The sequence below is a fragment of the Streptomyces sp. NRRL S-118 genome (assembly GCF_000716335.1).
Taxonomy (GTDB): domain Bacteria; phylum Actinomycetota; class Actinomycetes; order Streptomycetales; family Streptomycetaceae; genus Streptomyces.
The window spans coordinates 1-17,140 of the sequence record NZ_JOBL01000203.1 but is presented as its reverse complement, the minus strand read 5'-3'; the positions used below and the strand labels follow the sequence as shown (position 1 = coordinate 17,140).

At 72.3% G+C, this 17,140-nt stretch carries 11 protein-coding genes; 5 read left to right on the top strand and 6 right to left on the bottom strand.

Annotated features, from left to right (window positions below; genetic code table 11):
* Nucleotide 1 precedes the first annotated feature (1 nt).
* Nucleotides 2-733 (bottom strand): FkbM family methyltransferase, encoded by a 732-nt coding sequence (locus tag IH00_RS0102530; protein WP_031069037.1) that lies wholly within the window; start codon nucleotides 731-733, stop codon nucleotides 2-4.
* Nucleotides 730-2,001: a glycosyltransferase 87 family protein gene (locus tag IH00_RS0102525; RefSeq protein ID WP_234334735.1), complete on the bottom strand. Its 1,272-nt coding sequence runs from the start codon at nucleotides 1,999-2,001 to the stop codon at nucleotides 730-732. Before IH00_RS0102525 ends, IH00_RS0102530 begins: the two co-directional genes overlap by 4 nt.
* Nucleotides 2,002-2,594: 593 nt before the next feature.
* Here IH00_RS0102525 and IH00_RS0102520 point away from each other — a divergent pair.
* The 5 genes from IH00_RS0102520 to IH00_RS0102500 all read left to right on the top strand — a co-directional run bounded on the left by IH00_RS0102520 (nucleotide 2,595) and on the right by IH00_RS0102500 (nucleotide 11,196).
* Nucleotides 2,595-4,076, top strand: coding sequence for a xanthine dehydrogenase small subunit (locus IH00_RS0102520; RefSeq protein WP_031069035.1), 1,482 nt, complete (start codon nucleotides 2,595-2,597; stop codon nucleotides 4,074-4,076).
* Nucleotides 4,073-6,472, top strand: coding sequence for a xanthine dehydrogenase molybdopterin binding subunit (gene xdhB / locus IH00_RS0102515; protein WP_031069034.1), 2,400 nt, complete (start codon nucleotides 4,073-4,075; stop codon nucleotides 6,470-6,472). The genes IH00_RS0102520 and xdhB overlap by 4 nt, the downstream gene beginning before the upstream one ends.
* Nucleotides 6,465-7,283, top strand: coding sequence for a xanthine dehydrogenase accessory protein XdhC (gene xdhC, locus IH00_RS0102510; protein WP_031069032.1), 819 nt, complete (start codon nucleotides 6,465-6,467; stop codon nucleotides 7,281-7,283). The genes xdhB and xdhC overlap by 8 nt, the downstream gene beginning before the upstream one ends.
* Nucleotides 7,284-7,486: 203 nt before the next feature.
* The gene (locus IH00_RS0102505) at nucleotides 7,487-9,997 is read left to right on the top strand and encodes a penicillin acylase family protein (RefSeq protein WP_031069030.1); all 2,511 of its coding nucleotides are present in this window, start codon (nucleotides 7,487-7,489) and stop codon (nucleotides 9,995-9,997) included.
* A gap of 164 nt (nucleotides 9,998-10,161) precedes the next feature.
* Nucleotides 10,162-11,196 (top strand): alpha/beta hydrolase, encoded by a 1,035-nt coding sequence (locus IH00_RS0102500; RefSeq protein WP_052411129.1) that lies wholly within the window; start codon nucleotides 10,162-10,164, stop codon nucleotides 11,194-11,196.
* Between the two features lie 95 nt (nucleotides 11,197-11,291).
* On the opposite strand, the gene IH00_RS0102495 is transcribed toward IH00_RS0102500, so the two are convergent.
* The 4 genes from IH00_RS0102495 to IH00_RS0102480 all read right to left on the bottom strand — a co-directional run bounded on the left by IH00_RS0102495 (nucleotide 11,292) and on the right by IH00_RS0102480 (nucleotide 17,059).
* Nucleotides 11,292-12,359: an AfsR/SARP family transcriptional regulator gene (locus IH00_RS0102495; protein WP_031069027.1), complete on the bottom strand. Its 1,068-nt coding sequence runs from the start codon at nucleotides 12,357-12,359 to the stop codon at nucleotides 11,292-11,294.
* Nucleotides 12,360-12,490: 131 nt separating this feature from the next.
* Entirely contained in the window at nucleotides 12,491-14,047 is a 1,557-nt protein-coding gene (locus tag IH00_RS0102490) for a serine/threonine-protein kinase (protein WP_063835292.1), read from the bottom strand.
* 12 nt (nucleotides 14,048-14,059) lie between these two features.
* Nucleotides 14,060-14,833, bottom strand: a complete 774-nt coding sequence (locus tag IH00_RS0102485; RefSeq protein ID WP_031069022.1) for an FHA domain-containing protein — start codon at nucleotides 14,831-14,833, stop codon at nucleotides 14,060-14,062.
* Between the two features lie 144 nt (nucleotides 14,834-14,977).
* Nucleotides 14,978-17,059: a DUF8189 domain-containing protein gene (locus IH00_RS0102480; protein WP_031069020.1), complete on the bottom strand. Its 2,082-nt coding sequence runs from the start codon at nucleotides 17,057-17,059 to the stop codon at nucleotides 14,978-14,980.
* Between the last annotated feature and the right edge of the window lie 81 nt (nucleotides 17,060-17,140).

Below are 17,140 nucleotides of genomic sequence, written 5' to 3'. Positions count from 1 at the left end.
GTCAGGCGGTGAAGAGGTAGTTGCGGCAGTCGTCGGTGACGAGGGGGACGGGGACCCAGCGGCCGCGCCGCCGGCGGTGCGCCTGGTAGCCGAAGGACCGCAGATGCCGCAGGACGTCGGCGGGATCCGCGCCGTACTTCGCGAGGTGCCGCCGCTCGATCTCCAGCAGCAGCGTGGGCCGGTGGCGGCGCAGTGTGTCCGATCCGCCCTCCAGCACGTCCAGTTCGGCGCCTTCGACATCGGCCTTGACGAACGCCACCCGCCCCGGGCCGGCGTCGCCGGCCAGCTCGTCGAGGGTGCGGACGGGGGCGTGCACGGTGCGCGCGGCGCGGAACTCGGCATTGGGACCGGGCCCGTCCGCGCCCTCGGTCAGGTACGCGCGCCCGTGCACCGGCAGGCCCCGCCGGAGCGGCAGGCTGAGCTTCCCGTGCCCGGCCCGCGCCCCCAGGGCGGCGCGGTGCACGGTGACGTTGCGGGCGCCCAGGAGCCGCGCGGTGGTGCTCAGCCAGCGGTTCGGGCCGGGCAGCGGCTCCACGCTGTGCACCCGGCCGGACGGTCCGGCGAGCGCCGACAGCACCCAGGTGTACAGCCCGTACTCGGCGCCCACGTCCACGCTCACCGACCCCGGCGGTACGAACGCCCGCAGGCCTGCCACCTCGTCCTCCACGAACGGGAACCGGTGCGCGCCCCACCGCAGGGCGGCTGCCACCGCCGCGGTGCGGCGGGCGCTCACCGGGCACCCCACGCGGCCGTCACCGCGACCGGGTCCGCGGGCCGGGCGCCCGGGTGTGAGGCCCGTACGACGAGGCCGGGCGCCGGCCGGCGGGCACCGCCCACCAGCCGTGCCAGCACGGCCAGGGCGACCGGCAGGGCGAGGTACCCGAACCGCCCGGCCGGCGCGAGGAGGAACGCCACGCACAGGCCGACGGCCAGCCGGTCGGCGGCGGACACGAGGTCGTACGGGGGCCGTACGACGAGGGAGACCGCGACGGTGAGCCCGCCGGCCAGCAGCAGCGCGACCGCCGCGTACCAACCGGCCGGCCCGAGGTCGGCGAGCAGCCGGCCCGGCAGCGGACTGGCCGCCGGGGTCTCCCACGGGCCGCGCCCGGTCGGGAACGCGAACACCTGCTGCACCAACGGACCGGGGGACAACAGCGCGCTCGGCAGGACGAGCAGGACCGTGCCCGCCACCGCCACGGTCGCCCCGCGCACGGCCGCCCGCGTCCCTCCGTGATGGGCGAGCAGCGCCACGGCGACCGCGACGGCGGGCCACGCCGTCCACTTGAGGGAGCAGGCGGCGGCCAGCGCCAGCCCGGCCGCCACCGGGCGCCGCCGGGCCGCGTACACCAGCGCCAGGAACAGCAACCCGGTGAGTGGCAGGTCCACGCCGCTGACGCACAGCGGCAGCGCGACCACCGGCGAGGCGACGAACGCGCCGACGGCGTCACGGCTCACCGTGCCGCCCGCGCCCTCCCGCGGACCGTCCGTCCCGCGCAGGGTGGCGCGGCGCGCCGCCCACAGGCAGCCGAGGAAGGCTGCCGCGCACCAGAGCCGGGCGTCGCCCAGCAGCCCGGGCAGCGGGCCACTGTCGCCCAGCACCGCACGCGGCAGCCCGAACACCGCCATACCCGGCAGGTACGGGGTGACCTCGACCACCGTGCGGGGATCGGCCAGGTACGGGGTGGCCTGACCAAGGGTCAGGATCCCGGACCGCTCGATGACGCCGACCTCGCTCTGTGCCCCACCGCCGGCCAGCAGCACCAGCAGCGGCACGGCCACCGCGCCGGCGAGGGCGAACCCGACGGACGGGCCCCGCCCCCGCGGCCGCAGCGCGGCGAGCGCCGCACAGAAGTAGCCGAGGGACGCGCAGGCCCCCCAGATCCGGTGCGGCCCGGGCGCCGCGATGAGCGGGAACACCCCGGCCCACACGAACGCCACGAGCCAGCCGCCGGACCACAACAGCCGCTGCTTCCACGGGATTTGCGTCGGAGGAGTAAGCACCCCTCCATCAGACCCGGCCCTTACCGCCCCCGTCATGACGGCCAGGTCGAGACCTGATGGTCGGGTTTACCCGACCGCGCTCCCCGGCCGTGGTGCTCACCGTCTCCCGGCCCGCCCGGGGAAGAGCTCGGGTTCACGGGCCGGTTCGAGATGCCGTGCGGTCCGAACGAGTACGGCGGTGTCATGCGTGAGCGCCAGGGCGTCCCGCGACTGCTGCCACCGGAGAAAGAACCGGCTCACGATTTCCGCACACAGGGTTGACCGACGGGCCAGCGGCACCCTATTTTCGAGCGCACCGGCTCGTGAACTTTTGGAAGGAGGCGACGTCGGATGTCAATCTTCTCCGATCTGCATCGCCTCGCCCGCCGGGCCGCCTGGGTTCCGGGTCGCGTGGCACACGGCTGCTGAACAGCCCTTTCTCCGGCGTGCCCGATCACGGGCGCCGGATTCTCCTGCATTCTGTCACCGCCTGCGGCACGTCGTTGCCGGCTGGACCGCGCACCGGTTTCTCGAGCTGCGCCAGCGATATAGAAGGCTTCTGAAATGGCGACTGGAACAATCAACTCTTGCGCGCACCGAAATGAGGATGCGTCATGGTAGCGGCGCGGATCACGGTCAACGGGAAGGAAACACCGATTTCACCGGCCGCGCCCCACACCACGGTGCTCGATTTTCTGCGCGAGCGCGGCCTCACCGGCACCAAGGAGGGTTGCGCCGAGGGTGAATGCGGCGCCTGTTCGGTCCTGGTGGCCCGTCCCGGGACGAACAAGCCCACCGACTGGGTGGCGGTCAACGCCTGCCTGGTCCCGGTCGCGGCGCTCGACGGTCAGGAGGTCATCACCTCCGAGGGGCTCGCCACCACCGGCGCGCCCGGCACGCCACCGACGCTGCATCCGGTGCAGGAGGAGATGGCGGTCCGCGGCGGCTCCCAATGCGGCTACTGCACACCTGGATTCATCTGCAGCATGGCCGCCGAGTACTACCGGCCCGACCGCTGTGCGCGCGCCGAACCGGCCGACCGCTCCGACCCCGGGCACGGCACCGACCCCGAGCACGGTCCGAACGGTTTCGACCTGCACGCGCTGAGCGGAAACCTGTGCCGGTGCACCGGCTACCGGCCGATCCGCGATGCCGCGTTCGCCGTCGGTGAGCCCGCCGAGGACGACCCGCTGGCGCAGCGGCGGGAACAGTCCCCGCCCGAACCGGTCGCCACCGCATACACCCGCGACGGCAGTGCGTTCCTGCGGCCGAGCACTCTGGCCGAAGCGCTGCAACTGCTGCGCGAGCGGCCCGCCGCGGTGGTGGTCGCCGGAAGCACCGACTGGGGCGTGGAGGTGAACATCCGCTCCCGCCGGGCGGGTTGCGTGATCGCCATCGACCGGCTCCCCGCATTGCGGGAGCTGCGTGTCGCACCGGACCACATCGAGATCGGGGCGGCGCTGACGCTCACCGAGATCGAGCGCCGCCTCGACGGCAGCGTCCCGCTGCTGGCGGAACTCTTCCCGCAGTTCGCCTCCCGGCTCATCCGCAACAGTGCGACCCTCGGCGGCAACCTGGGTACCGGTTCCCCCATCGGTGACAGCCCGCCGGTGCTGCTCGCGCTGGAGGCATCCGTGGTGCTCGCCGACGCCGACGGTGAGCGCGAGGTCCCGCTGGCGGACTACTTCACCGGCTACCGACGGAGCGTGCGCCGTCCCGGCGAGCTGATCCGCGCGGTGCGCGTCCCGCTGCCACTGTCGCCGGTCGTGGCCTTCCACAAGATCGCCAAGCGGCGCTTCGACGACATCTCCAGCGTGGCGGTCGCCTTTGCGCTCACCGTCGACGACGGCATCGTCCGCAAGGCACGCATCGGCCTGGGCGGCGTGGCCGCCACCCCGATCCGCGCCCTCGCCGCCGAGGCGGCCCTGGAGGGCGAACCGTGGGCCGTGGAGACCGTCGAGGCGGCGGCCCAGGTGCTGCAGGCCCAGGGAACCCCGATGAACGATCACCGTGCCAGCGCCCGCTATCGCTCCGCGATGCTCGGGCAGAGCCTTCGCAAGCTGTACGCGCGAACCACCGGGGCGGTGTCGTCATGAGCCATCTGTCCGAGCGCCCCGAGAAGCCGGTCGTCGGGCTTCCGCTGCCGCACGAGAGCGCCGCCCTGCACGTCACCGGTGCCGCGCTCTACACCGACGACCTGGTCCATCGCACCAAGGACGTGCTGCACGCCTACCCGGTGCAGGTCATGAAGGCCCACGGAAGGATCACCGCGCTGCGCACCGGGTCGGCGCTCGCCGTGCCCGGGGTGGTCCGCGTGCTGACCGGCGCCGACGTACCCGGCGTCAACGACGCCGGAATGAAGCACGACGAACCCCTCTTCCCCGACGAGGTCATGTTCCACGGCCACGCGGTGGCCTGGGTGCTCGGCGAGACCCTGGAGGCGGCACGGCTCGGCGCGGCGGCCGTCGAGGTGGACGTCGACGAACTGCCCTCCATCGTCACCCTGCGGGACGCCATCGCGGCCGGCAGCTTCCACGGTGCCCGGCCCGTGATGCTGACCGGCGACGTCGACGCCGGCTTCGCCGACTCCGCGCACGTGTTCACCGGCGAGTTCCAGTTCCCCGATCAGGAGCACTTCTACCTCGAGACGCACGCGGCGCTGGCCCATGTCGACGAGGCGGGGCAGGTGTTCGTCCAGAGCAGCACCCAGCATCCTTCCGAGACACAGGAGATCGTCGCGCACGTGCTCGGCCTGCACAGCCACGAGGTGACCGTGCAGTGCCTGAGGATGGGGGGCGGCTTCGGCGGCAAGGAGATGCAGCCGCACGGGTTCGCGGCCGTGGCAGCGCTCGGCGCCAGGCTGACCGGCCGGCCCGTGCGGGTGCGGCTCAACCGCACTCAGGACCTGACGATGTCCGGCAAACGCCACGGATTCCACGCCACGTGGAAGATCGGCTTCGACGCCGACGGCCGCATCCAGGCACTGGACGCCACCCTGACCGCGGACGGTGGCTGGAGCCTGGATCTGTCCGAACCGGTGGTGGCCCGCGCGCTGTGCCACATCGACAACACCTACTGGATCCCCAACGCCCGCGTCACCGGCCGCGTCGCCAGGACCAACAAGGTCTCCAACACCGCCTTCCGCGGCTTCGGAGGACCGCAGGGCATGCTGGTGATCGAGGACATCATGGGCCGGTGCGCTCCGCTGCTGGGCCTGGACCCGATGGAGCTGCGGGAGCGCAACTTCTACCGGCAGGGCCACTCGACGCCGTACGGACAGCCGGTCCTCCAGCCCGAACGGATCTCCGCTGTCTGGCAGCAGGTCCAGGACGCCGCCGGCGTCGCCGGTCGCAAGCGCGAGATCGCTGCCTTCAACGCCGCGCACCCGAACACCAAGCGGGCACTGGCTCTCACCGGCATCAAGTTCGGCATCTCGTTCAACCTCACCGCCTTCAATCAGGGCGGCGCCCTGGTGCTGATCTACAAGGACGGATCGGTCCTGATCAACCACGGCGGCACAGAGATGGGCCAGGGCCTGCACACCAAGATGCTGCAGGTGGCCGCGACCACGCTGGGCATCCCGCTGCACAAGGTACGGCTGGCCCCCACGCGAACGGACAAGGTACCCAACACCTCCGCCACGGCGGCCAGTTCCGGCGCCGATCTCAACGGTGCGGCGGTGAAGAACGCCTGCGAGCAGTTGCGCGCGCGGCTGCTGCAGGTGGCCGCCGGCCGGCTGGGTGTCAACGCCTCGGACGTGCGCATCGCCGAGGGCATCGCGCGCGCCCTGGGCAGCGACGAGGAGCTCGCCTGGGACGACCTGGTGCGCGCCGCGTACCTCCAGCGCGTCCAGCTGTCGGCGGCCGGCTTCTACCGTACCGAGGGGCTGCACTGGGACGCGAAGACGTTCAGGGGCTCGCCGTTCAAGTACTTCGCCTACGGTGCCGCCGCGGCCGAGGTGGAGGTGGACGGCTTCACCGGTGCGTACCGCATCCGGCGGGTCGACATCGTGCACGACGTCGGCGACAGTCTGTCCCCGATGATCGACATCGGGCAGGTCGAGGGCGGGTTCGTGCAGGGCGCGGGCTGGCTGACGCTGGAGGACATGCGCTGGGACACCGGTGACGGGCCCAACCGCGGCCGGCTGCTGACCCAGGCGGCGAGTACCTACAAGCTGCCGAGCTTCTCGGAGATGCCCGAGGAGTTCAACGTCACGCTGCTGGAGAACGCCACGGAAGAGGGCGCGGTGTACGGGTCCAAGGCCGTGGGTGAGCCGCCGCTGATGCTGGCGTTCTCGGTGCGGGAAGCACTGCGGCAGGCCGCCGCGGCATTCGGGCCCGCGGGGGTCGGCGTGGAACTCGCCTCCCCCGCGACACCGGAGGCGGTGTACTGGGCGATCGAAGCAGCTCGCCATGGCGGCGCGCAGCGCACCGACCACGCCCGCACGGGCGACGAGATTCCCACCGAAGCAGACGCTGTGAGCAATGCCTGACAAGAACTGGGTGGCCGCGGTCGCGCGGTTGCGAGCCCGCCGGGAACCCGGCGTGCTGGTGACCGTCGTGACCGTGCGCGGCCACGCACCGCGCCGGGCCGGTGCCAAACTCGTCGTCGGACGTACCGAGACCTGGGGCTCGATCGGCGGCGGCAACATCGAGGCCGTCGCGATCGACCGGGCCCGCGAGCTGATCGGTACGCCCGATCCCGAGCCGGAGCTGATGGAGTTCGCCCTCAACGACAAGGTCACCAACCGGCACGGCGTCCAGTGCTGCGGCGGAGCCGTCACCGCACTGCTCGAACCGCTGCCGGTGGTCCCGGCCGTGGCGATCTTCGGCGTCGGGCACGTCGGGCTGGAGCTGGCACGCATCCTGGCCCGCCACCACGTCGATCTGCACCTGGTGGACTCCCGCCCGGGGATGCTCGCCGACGACCGGCTCGACGTGCTCGAGGATGCGGTGGCGCAGATCCACGTGCACCACACCCCGCTGCTTCCCGAGGAGGTGCTGGTACGGCTGGCACCCGGCACCCACGTCCTGATCATGACTCATGATCACGCCGAGGACGCCGCACTGTGCGACGCGGCTCTGCGCACCACCGGTCTCGGCTCGATCGGACTGATCGGCTCGGCCGCCAAATGGGCCCGCTTCCGGCATCGCCTGGCCACTGAGGGCGGCCACGACGCCGCGGCCGTCGACCGGATCAAGACCCCGATCGGCATCCCCGGCATCACCGGCAAGGAGCCCGCGACCATCGCGGTGAGCGTCGCGGCAGACCTGCTGCGGAGCTTCGAACAGGACCGCCACTGAGCAGTGTGCGGCCGACGGTTGCAACGGTCCGGCGTTCCGGCGCACGCTCGGGCCCGGTATGCGGCCGCCGCCGGTCGTCCTGCCCCTGTGGGGCGCCCGCATCATCGGGATTTCATCGGTCTTCCTTAACGTGGCCGCGTTCGCAGAAGGCCTCTACCACAGGGACCACCGGGCCGAAGGGCCCGAAGGGGAAGGACGGCTCGATGGCGCGGAGGAGATGCAGAGCGAGACTGCCGATGGCGGTCGTGGCGGCGGTGGCGGTGATGAGCACGACCGCGGCCACCGGGTCACCCGCCGCCGAGCAGGGGCCGGACAAGCCGACGATCCGGTACACCGAGTACGGAATCCCGCACATCATCGCCTCGGACTGGGAGGGGCTGGGAACCGGCTACGGATACGCCGCGGCCAAGGACAACATCTGCACGCTGGCCGACACCTATCTGATGGTCAACGCCCAGAGATCCCGCTACCTGGGGCCCAACGGCAGAGCGAGCCCCGGCCAGAACCAGAACAGCACCACCAATCTCAACAGCGACCTGTACTTCCAGCGGATCAAGGACAACGGAGTGGTGGAACGGCTGCGCGGCCGGCCCGCCCCCGACGGGCCGGAGCCGGAGGTCGAGGACGCCATCCGCGGCTACGTCCAGGGGTACAACCGGTACCTGGCCGAGACGGGCGTGAACAACATCTCGGACCCGGCCTGCCGCGGTGCGGCCTGGGTGCGGCCGATCACGGAGCTGGACGTCTACCGGCACGCACACGCCGAGATCATCATGGGCAGTGCCGATGCGCTGCTGGACGGTCAGGTGAACGCCGCGCCCCCCGGGGCGTCGGCCGCCGCGCCGCCGGCACCGACCGCCGGGAAGGCCGGGCGGAAGACCGCCGGGACGACGGGGAGCGCGAAGACGACAGGGAGCGCGGAGACCGCGAGGACCGCGGAGAGGATCCGCGACGCGATGGCGGTGAGCCGGCAGCAGAGCATGGGCAGCAACGCGTTGGCGGTCGGTTCCCAGGGCGTCTCGGGCGGCACCAGCATGATGCTGGCCAACCCGCACTTCCCGTGGCAGGGAAAGAACCGTATGTGGCAGAGCCAGCTGACGATCCCGGGGAAGGTCGACGTCTCCGGGGCCAGCCTGCTGGGATTGCCCGCGGTGAACATCGGACACAACAACGACGTCGCCTGGAGCCACACGGTCGCCACCGTGGCGCCGTTCGGGCTGTTCGACGTGCAGGTGGATCCGCTGAACCCGACCCACTACCTGGTGGACGGCGCCTGGCAACGGATGACCTCGCAGCAGGTCGGTGTCGACGTGCTGAACGCGGACGGCTCCATCGGCAGGGTCACCAGGACGTTGTGGTCCACGCGTTACGGCCCTGTCACCACATCGATCCAGGGCGTCCCGCTGCCCTGGGTGGTCAGCGCGCACGCGGTACGCGACGTGAACATGGCCAACCTCAGGGCGTTGAACACCTGGTTCCGCCTCGATCAGGCCAAGGACGTCCACGACGTGGTGAACATCCTGGAGACCACACAGGGAGTTCCCTACTTCAACACCGTCGCCTCCGACCGCAAGGGCAACGCGCTGTACGCGGACATCCAGGCCGCCCCGAACATCACGGACGAGCACGCCCGGTCGTGCCTCACCCAGACCGGTCAGCTGCTCTTCAGCCAACCCCTACGGCTGCCGAACGTGCCGCCGATCTCCATCCTCGACGGCAAGCGCAGCGCATGCGACTGGCCCACCGACCCGAACGCGGTCGCGCCCGGCCTGCTGGACCCCCACAAGCAGCCACGCCTGATCCGGTCCGACTTCGTGGGCAACGCCAACGACAGCGCCTGGCTGGCCAACCCCGAGCAGCCGCTCTCCTTCCCCAGGGTGATGGGCGACATGGCGGCGCCCCGTTCGCTGCGCACCCAGGAGCTGATCCTGACCGCCCAGAAACGAATCGACGGCACCGACGGCCTGCCCGGTAAGGGCTTCACCCCGGAGAACATGGGCACGTTGCTGTTCGCCGACAACAGCAGGGCGGCCGACCTGGCCCTCAACGCCACGGTGACGATGTGCCAGAGCGTCCCCTTCGGCCTGATCCTGGTGGACGGAAACCTGGTCAACGTCAGCGAGGCATGCCCGATCCTGGCCGCCTGGAAGGACCACGACTACACGTCGGACAGCCGGGGGTCCTGGCTGTTCGCGAACTACTGGGTTCTGCTGCTCGGTGGACAGGGGACCGAGAAACTTCCCTGGCGGGTCCCCTTCGATCCCAAGGACCCCGTGCACACGCCCAACTCGCTGGACTCCGGAAGCCCGGCCGTCCGCGACGCGTTCGGCCGGGCGGTACTCGCGCTGCGCAAGGCGGGCATCCCGCTGAACGCGCCGCTCTCGGACGTCCAGAAGGTCACCCGTAACGGTGAGCGGATCCCGATCCACGGCTCGATCGGGGAACTCGGCGTCCTGAACGTGATCACTCCCGGCCAGGTCGACGGCACACCGGACATCGTCTTCGGATCCAGTTTCATCCAGCAGGTGCGGTTCACCGCCGAGGGCCCGCCGCAGGCCTCCTCCGTACTGGCCTACTCCCAGTCGGCCAACCCCGACTCGCCGCACCACGCCGATCAGACCAAGCTGTTCTCGGCAGGCCAGTGGGTGACCGAGCGGTTCACCGAGGAGCAGATCGCGGCTTCGCCGGCACTGCGGATCAAGGTCCTGGACTGACCCGGCCCCGGGGGCACGCCGGAACCCCGACGACGGTCTCCGGCGTGCCCTTTCATCCCGGTTTCATCGCTTCCCGATACGTTCCGCGCCGCACAACGACACAGCTCACGAGGGGGCACACTGTGACGAGGAAACCGCGCTGGTGGCGCTTGACGGCGGCCTGGATGGTCGCCGCGGTCGCCATGGTCGCGCCGGCAGGTCCGGCACAGGCAGCCGACGGCGCCACGCCGCCGCCGATGGCGAACGGGTTCGGCCTGACCCAGGTCGACACGGCGAAAGGGAGCTCCACCAACTTCCACATCACGGTGACGACACCCGAGGTCACGGGCAAGCACCACATCAAAATCATCCTGCCGAGCGGATACTACGACGATCCGGACCGACGCTACCCGGTGCTGTACTTCCTGCACGGCTCGCCCGACGACCCGGTGCAGCAGACCTATCCGGCGCTCAGCATGTCGGACTCGATGATCACCGTCATCCCGGACGGCGGCGCTCGGGGCTGGTACGCCAACTGGCTCGACCAGAGGACCCGGCTCGGTGCACAGAACTGGGAGAACTTCCACCTCAAGCAGGTGATCCCGTTCATCGACTCGAACCTGCGGACCATCCCCACCAAGAAGGCCAGGGCCATCGCCGGCGTCTCCATGGGCGGGTTCGGAGCCTTCCACTACGCCCAGGTCCGTCCTGACCTGTTCAGCCAGACGGCGTCCCTGTCCGGAGACATCGACCTGTCGGCCAACTCCATGGACCTGCGGTTCGCCGTCGTCGCCACCCTCACCGATGCGCTGGGCGCGGCCTGCGCGTCGGCGTCCGGATACTGCGACCCCAACGACTCGCCCTACAAGCCCGCTGTGGGCAGCGACGCCGCGTTCGGCTCGCCCTACCCGGTGTTCAACGCCGACTGGCGGTGGAACGAGGTGGACCCCTCCCAGCATGTGGACAGGTTCGCAGGAGTCGGGGTCTCCATCTACACGGGCGACGGAGGCGGCTCGCCCCTCGACATGGAATTCTGGGTCGCGGGCGCGGCCAAGAACGTCAAGGCCCGCATGGACGCCCTGGGCATGCCCTACTACTACGTCAACTACGGCGACGGTTCCGGCTGGGGCACCCAATGCAACGGCGGCCACAACGCCGGCTGCTGGGAACAGGACCTCAGGGATCTGATTCCCCGGCTGGAAAGGGCCTTCGCCCCCTGACGGGTGACGGCTTGCGGAGCATCCGCCCCGCTCCGCGAGCCGGTCGTCCTCGCCGCCCGCCGGACCGGTGCCGGGCACCCCCGGCGCCGTTCCGCTCACCGGGGGATCTCGGAGAGGCCGAGGCCTGCCTCGTCCCCACACAGAATCATCCGGTGCGTCCGCCGCAGCATCCGGCTCGGAGGAACCCCCAGGTCGTCGGCGAGACGACGGCGAGCACGGTCGAACACGGTCAGAGCGTCGATCTGCCTGCCGTTCCGGTACAGCGCGCGCATCAGCAACGCGGCCACCGGTTCGTTCAGGGGGTGCGCCGAGAACAGGGCGTACAACTCGGCGATCGCTTCGGAGCACTGGCCGAGCCGCAGCCGGCACTCGGCCTTCCGCTGCGCGATGGCGATCCGGCGGTCCGTCAGCCGCAGCCGCTCCATCTCGGCGAGCGGTCCGGGCAGGCCGGCCAGGAGTTCCCCGCGAAAGAGCTCCAGCGCCTGGGAACACAGGAGGATCACCTCCGCCGGTTCGCCTGCCCGATCCGCCGCCCCGATCCCGGCGAGCAGCTCCTCCATGCGCGCGACGTCCACGTCGACCGCACCGGAGGCCAGCCGGTAACCACGCCGGTCGTGCTCGATGACCGCATCCGGACCGTCCCCGATGCGCAGGGCCTTGCGCAGACGGTAGATGTAGACCGGCACCACGTTCGCGACGGGCGGCTCCACCCCCCACACACCGTCGAGCAGCTCCTGGGGGCTGAGCGTCCGCCCCGCACGCAGTGCCAGCGCGGCCAGCACGGCTTGCTGGCGGAGAGGGCCCAGGCGCAGGGGCCGCCCGTCCTGCCAGGCCTGCAGCGGTCCGAGCACCGAGATCCGTACCGTCGGTCCGGCCGCTCGGCCGGCGGTCCGCGGCATCGCGCTCACCGACTGGGCGCGGGGGCCGTGCCCGGGGACGACCAGGCCGCAGTCGAAGGCGTGGGCGATGGCGGCTGACCGGTCGCGCAGACCGAGCCTCCCGAGGATCCGCGCGAGATGTTCGGCCACGGAGTCCTCGGGGATGGCGAGGGAGGCGGCGATCTCGTCGTCCCGCAGGCCGCAGCCGACCGCGGTCAGCACCTTGCGCTCCTGATGCCCGAGCACGGTGGCCGTGGCGCGGCCCGTGGTGGCGGTCGTAGGCATCGCAGCTCCCCTGTCTCCGGATCGGTCGGTCGGGCGGACGTCCGACAAGGTAGAAAGCGGGAGCGCCGGGCACGGCATCCGGAACCATCCGGAGTGACACGTGCGAGGGACCTCGGTGGCACGAGACCTGGTCAGTCGCCGGTGCCCGTACCGGTGCCGGTGGCCGTGCCCGCAGTGGTGCCCGTACCGGTGCCGGTGGCCGTCGCGGTGGCATGGGCGCACCGGGGGAGCGCCGGGCGGTCCTTCGTGCGGACGGCCGGCAGCCAGGCGGTCGCCCGGGCGTCCGCGCGCCCCGTGCCCTGCGTCCGCTCCGTGTCGTGCGTCCGCTCCGTGTCCTGCGGACGGGGCACGCGGATCCGGAACCAGACGGTGGACCTGGTGTCCTCCTCGTCGACGATGGGCTGCCCCTCGGGCAGCCGGCAGTCGGCCTCGAGCAGATCGCCGTGCCACACCCGGGTCGTCACCACGTTCTCCGCCGTGTACGGGAGCAGCGGGTCGATCGCGAGGCCGAGGCTGCACTGCGGGTCGTGGTCGGTCCGGCCCTGGCAGCCGCGTTCGGCGTTGAACACCCTGATCCGGGCGGCGCCTTCACCGGCTCGGCCGCCTCCCGTGTCGCCCGGGTACGACCAGAGTGCCGCTCCACCGGCCACCGCGCAGGCGGCGAGGGCGAGGAGGGCGGGGCGGAGCCGGGGGCGCCGGCGCGGGCGGCGCCCGGCCTCATGGGCGCGGATCCTTGCGAGCAGACTCCCGGCAGTGTGCGGGGCGCGGGCCGTGTGCGTGGGGGCGAGGCAGTCGGCGGCGAGGGCCCGCCAGAACTCCGGAACCGCGTGGTTCATCCGTAACGACGTGCGCCCCTCGGCGTACTCCTGCACGGCGGCGCTCCGCGCGGTCGGCGTGGCACCGGGGAAGGGGGAGACTCCGGCGGTGAACACCTCGTGGATCACGATGCCGAGCGCCCAGATGTCGGCGGTGGCCCGGACCCGCACGCCCCGCTCGCCGAGGGGCTCCTTCCACCGCTCGGGCGGGAGGTAGTCGAGCGTGCCCATGGGAGCCGAGTAGCCGTGGGTGCCGGTCAGTTCGATGGCGAAACCGAAGTCGGAGAGCCGTACCTCGCCGTCCCGGCCGATGAGGACGTTCTCGGGCTTGAGGTCGGTGTGGACCCAGCCGGCGCGGTGCAGATGGGCGAGGCCCTCGCAGATCCCGGCGACGATCCGGCCGCCCTGGGCCTCGTCGACGCCGGCGTCGAGGAGTTCGCGCAGGCTGCACCGGGCCCGCTCCATGAGCAGGACGATCGCGCCGTCGAGAGCGGGCCGGTCCGGGGCGCTCAGCACCAGTGTGTCGAGGAGCCGGACGAGCCTCGGGTGCGGAGCGGTGCGGGCCAGCGCGACCTCGCGACGGGCGGCCTCGGCCACGTTGCGTGCCTGGCGTGGGGAGAGCCCGGCGGTCGGCATGATCTTGAGGGCGACCTGATCGTCGTCGGCCGTCCCGTACACCCGCTCCCGGCCCGTGCCGTGCGGGTCCGCCCCGGCCCGGTCCGTGCCACCCGGGTGCGCCGGGCGCGCGGCGTACACCGTCGCCCAACCACCCGCGCCGATCGGCTCCTCCACGATCCAGTCACCGACCCGGTGGCCGCGGGGCAGGAGCTCCGTCCCGTCGCCGCCCCAGGAGGCGGCCAGGTCGCGCACCATCCGCGTCACGCCCTACCGCCCGGGAACGGCGGACCCGGTCCGGGGCGGCAGGAGCGCGAGATGCTCCTCCGACACGATCCCGAACTTCAGTGCGAGTCCGACGACGGCCTCGCGCTTGCCGTTGCGGCGGTCGGCGCGGCCGGCCCCGTCCGGGGCGGGCGCGCTGATCCGCAGCTTCTCGTCCGCGAGGTAGTCGATGTGCGCACTGACCGCCCGCGCCGTGAGCCGGGTGCAGGCGGCATGGCCGCGCAGCCGCTCGACGACCTGGGGCGTGGTCGGCACGGCGACCGGCGAGCGGTCGCGCAGCCATGGCTCGCAGAGCGCGACGAGGACGAGGAAGTACGTGGCGGTCTCGTCCAGGGAGTACGCCGTGAGGGTACGGCTCTCCCAGGAGCCGCCCGCCGCGTGCGGGTCCAGATAGACGTGGTCGGGCGCGAACACCTGTAAGTGCACCGGGGTTTCGCCGCGTGAGGGGAGCACCACCCGGGAGAACTCGAACGGGATGGGCGCCCCGACGCGGCGCGGCGGAACCCGCAGGTACTCGCCGGCGCCCTCCGGGTTCTCCACCAGGTAGCCGTGGGTGGTGCTGAGGTTGCTCAGCTGCCAGTGGTCGTCGGTCGCGCGGATCTCACCGGCCAGCCGGGAGACCGCCTCGTCGCCGAGGCGGAGTCCGACCGGAGTGGTGGAGGAGCCGCGGCCGAACAGCACGCGTTCCCCCGGACCGAGCCGCAGGGTCACCGCGTCGCCGCCGTTCCCCTCCGGCAGGTGGACCACAATCCCGCTCACCGCTGCCCCCGTCCCCGCGTGCCGACCGTCGCCCGACACGACGAACGTTACCCCTTGCACACGTCGATTCACCGTGTGGCATCGGCCACTTCGGTGGAGGGGGCCGCGGCGCGGTGGCCTGGAGCGGTGGTTCGGAACGGTTGGTCAGAGCATCGGGGCTGCCGATCGGAGGGGCGCCACCAGGCGGTCGCCGAAAGCGGACCACGGCTGCCAGCCGCCGCCGGGGCGGACCTGGACGCGGGTGCGCACCCCGCCTTCGGCGGTCACCGCGAAGACATGGATCCGGCCGGTGGCGTCGGTCACGGCCGAGGGAGGCGCGGCGAGCACGACGCCCGGTTCGCCGAAGTCCTCGCCGGAGGTCCCCTCCGGTGTCCAGGCGCCGCCGGGTGCCGTCTGCCAGCGGTGGGCGAGCCGTTCGCCGCCCGGGGCGAGTGCGAGGGCCTCCAGGCGGCCGTCGGCACCGGGCACGATCAGCGGGGCGGCGGCCGACCAGCCGAGCAGCGGCTGCCAGTCGTCCCAGCCGCCGCTCGGGACCGACTGGCGCCGCTGGAAGGCCGCCACACCGGACGGGGCGATCGCGGTGACGGTGAGCCGGCCGGTGCCGTCGCGGCCCGCGCGCGGCGCGGTACCGGCCGGGGTGCCGAACCGGTTCCACGGTGACCAGGCACCGCCCGGTGTCTGCTGCCAGCGGTGGAGGATGGCGGTGCCGCCGGGGGCGAGGGCGAAGACCTCCAGGCGCCCGTCCGCGTTGGCGGCGACGACCGGCGGCGCGCCCGCCGGACCGCCGAAGCCCGCGTCCCAGGGGTCCCAGGCGAGGGCGCCGGGCGACCACTGGCGGCGGCGGGCGATGAGGGTGCCGGCCGGGCTGAGCGCGAACACTTCGAGGCGTCCGTCGGCATTGCGGGCGACGGCGGGGGCGGCACCGGCCGGTCCGCCGAACTCCTCCCAGTCGTGCCAGCCGCCGTCCGGCCGCTGGACCCGGTGGTGCAGGTTGGCGCCGCCGGGGGCCAGCGAGAACACCTCCAGCCTGCCGCCGGTGTTGCGGCCGAGCGTGGGCACCGCACCGGCGGGGCCGCCGAACGGCTCCCACGGGGACCAGGTGCCCGCTTCCGGGTCGAGCTGGACACGCCGCAGGATCGAGCGGTCGCCCGCGTCGAGGGCGAACACGGACAGCCGGCCCTGCACGTCCAGGGCGGCGACCGGGTTGTCCGGGCTCTGCCAGGCGGGCGGAGTGTCCTGCCAGGCCAGCGGAGCCACGTACAGCCCGCGCCGGAACCAGCCGGCGGCACTCGCGTACCACCGCTGCCCGTCGGTGACCGGTTCGACCGCGTGGCCCGGCACATGGCCGGCGTAGCCGTCGAGGGTGAAGCGGAAGGGGTCGCGGGAGGCGAGGACGTCGGTGCCGTCGTAGCCACCGCGGGGCCCGAGGAACAGGTAGTACCAGCCACCCCGTTCGATCACGAAGGGCGACTCGGTGACCGAGACGCCCTGGCCCGCGGTGGACTCGTCGGCGAAGGCGGTGCCGGGCTCGCTCCAGTGCAGCAGATCGATGGAGCGGCGGTGGCGGACCAGATGCCGGCCGTCGGTGGCGGCCAGCTCGGTGTAGTACATGACCCACGCGTCCCCGATGCGCACGACCATCGGGTCGCGTGCCTTGATCCCGCGGAAGAGCGGTCCGGACGGGACACGGGTCCAGGTGAAGAGGTCGGTGGAGCGGGCGAGGTTGATGGCCGCCCCGGTGCGGCCGCCCGCGGCGTAGAACATCCAGTAGGTGCCGCCCGCCTCGATGACGTGCGGAGCCCAGAGGTGCTCCTCCCCGTGGTAGGCCGGGTCGACGGTCAGCGCGTCGGCGTGGCTGGTCCACGGGCCGTACGGGTCGGGCGCGGACGCGTGCGCGAAGGAGACCTCGGCGGAGCTGTCGGGGGCTTCGCCGGGCGGTGCGCTGTCACCGACGATGCTGAACAGGTGCCACCGGCCGCCGGCCCTGATCAGGGTGTGGTCGTTGAGGTAGCGACGGCGTCCGGGCGTGGACGGGTCGTACACGTGGGTGAAGGCGCCGGCGCCGAGCCACTCGTGGGACGCCGAGACATCGGTGGGGGCGGAAGGGGCGTCCGAGAGGGCGGGGACGGCGGAAGGGGCGGCGGATGCAGCACGGCTCGTGAGCGGGAGCGCGAGGGCTCCCGCTCCGGCCGTCCGCAGCAGGCGCCGCCTGCTGATCGGATGCATGACTCTGCTCCAGAGGGACCCCGGTGGGGGTCAGTCGACGGCGGGGCCCGGTGCGGAGTTCAGCCAGGCCCAGTCGGACCA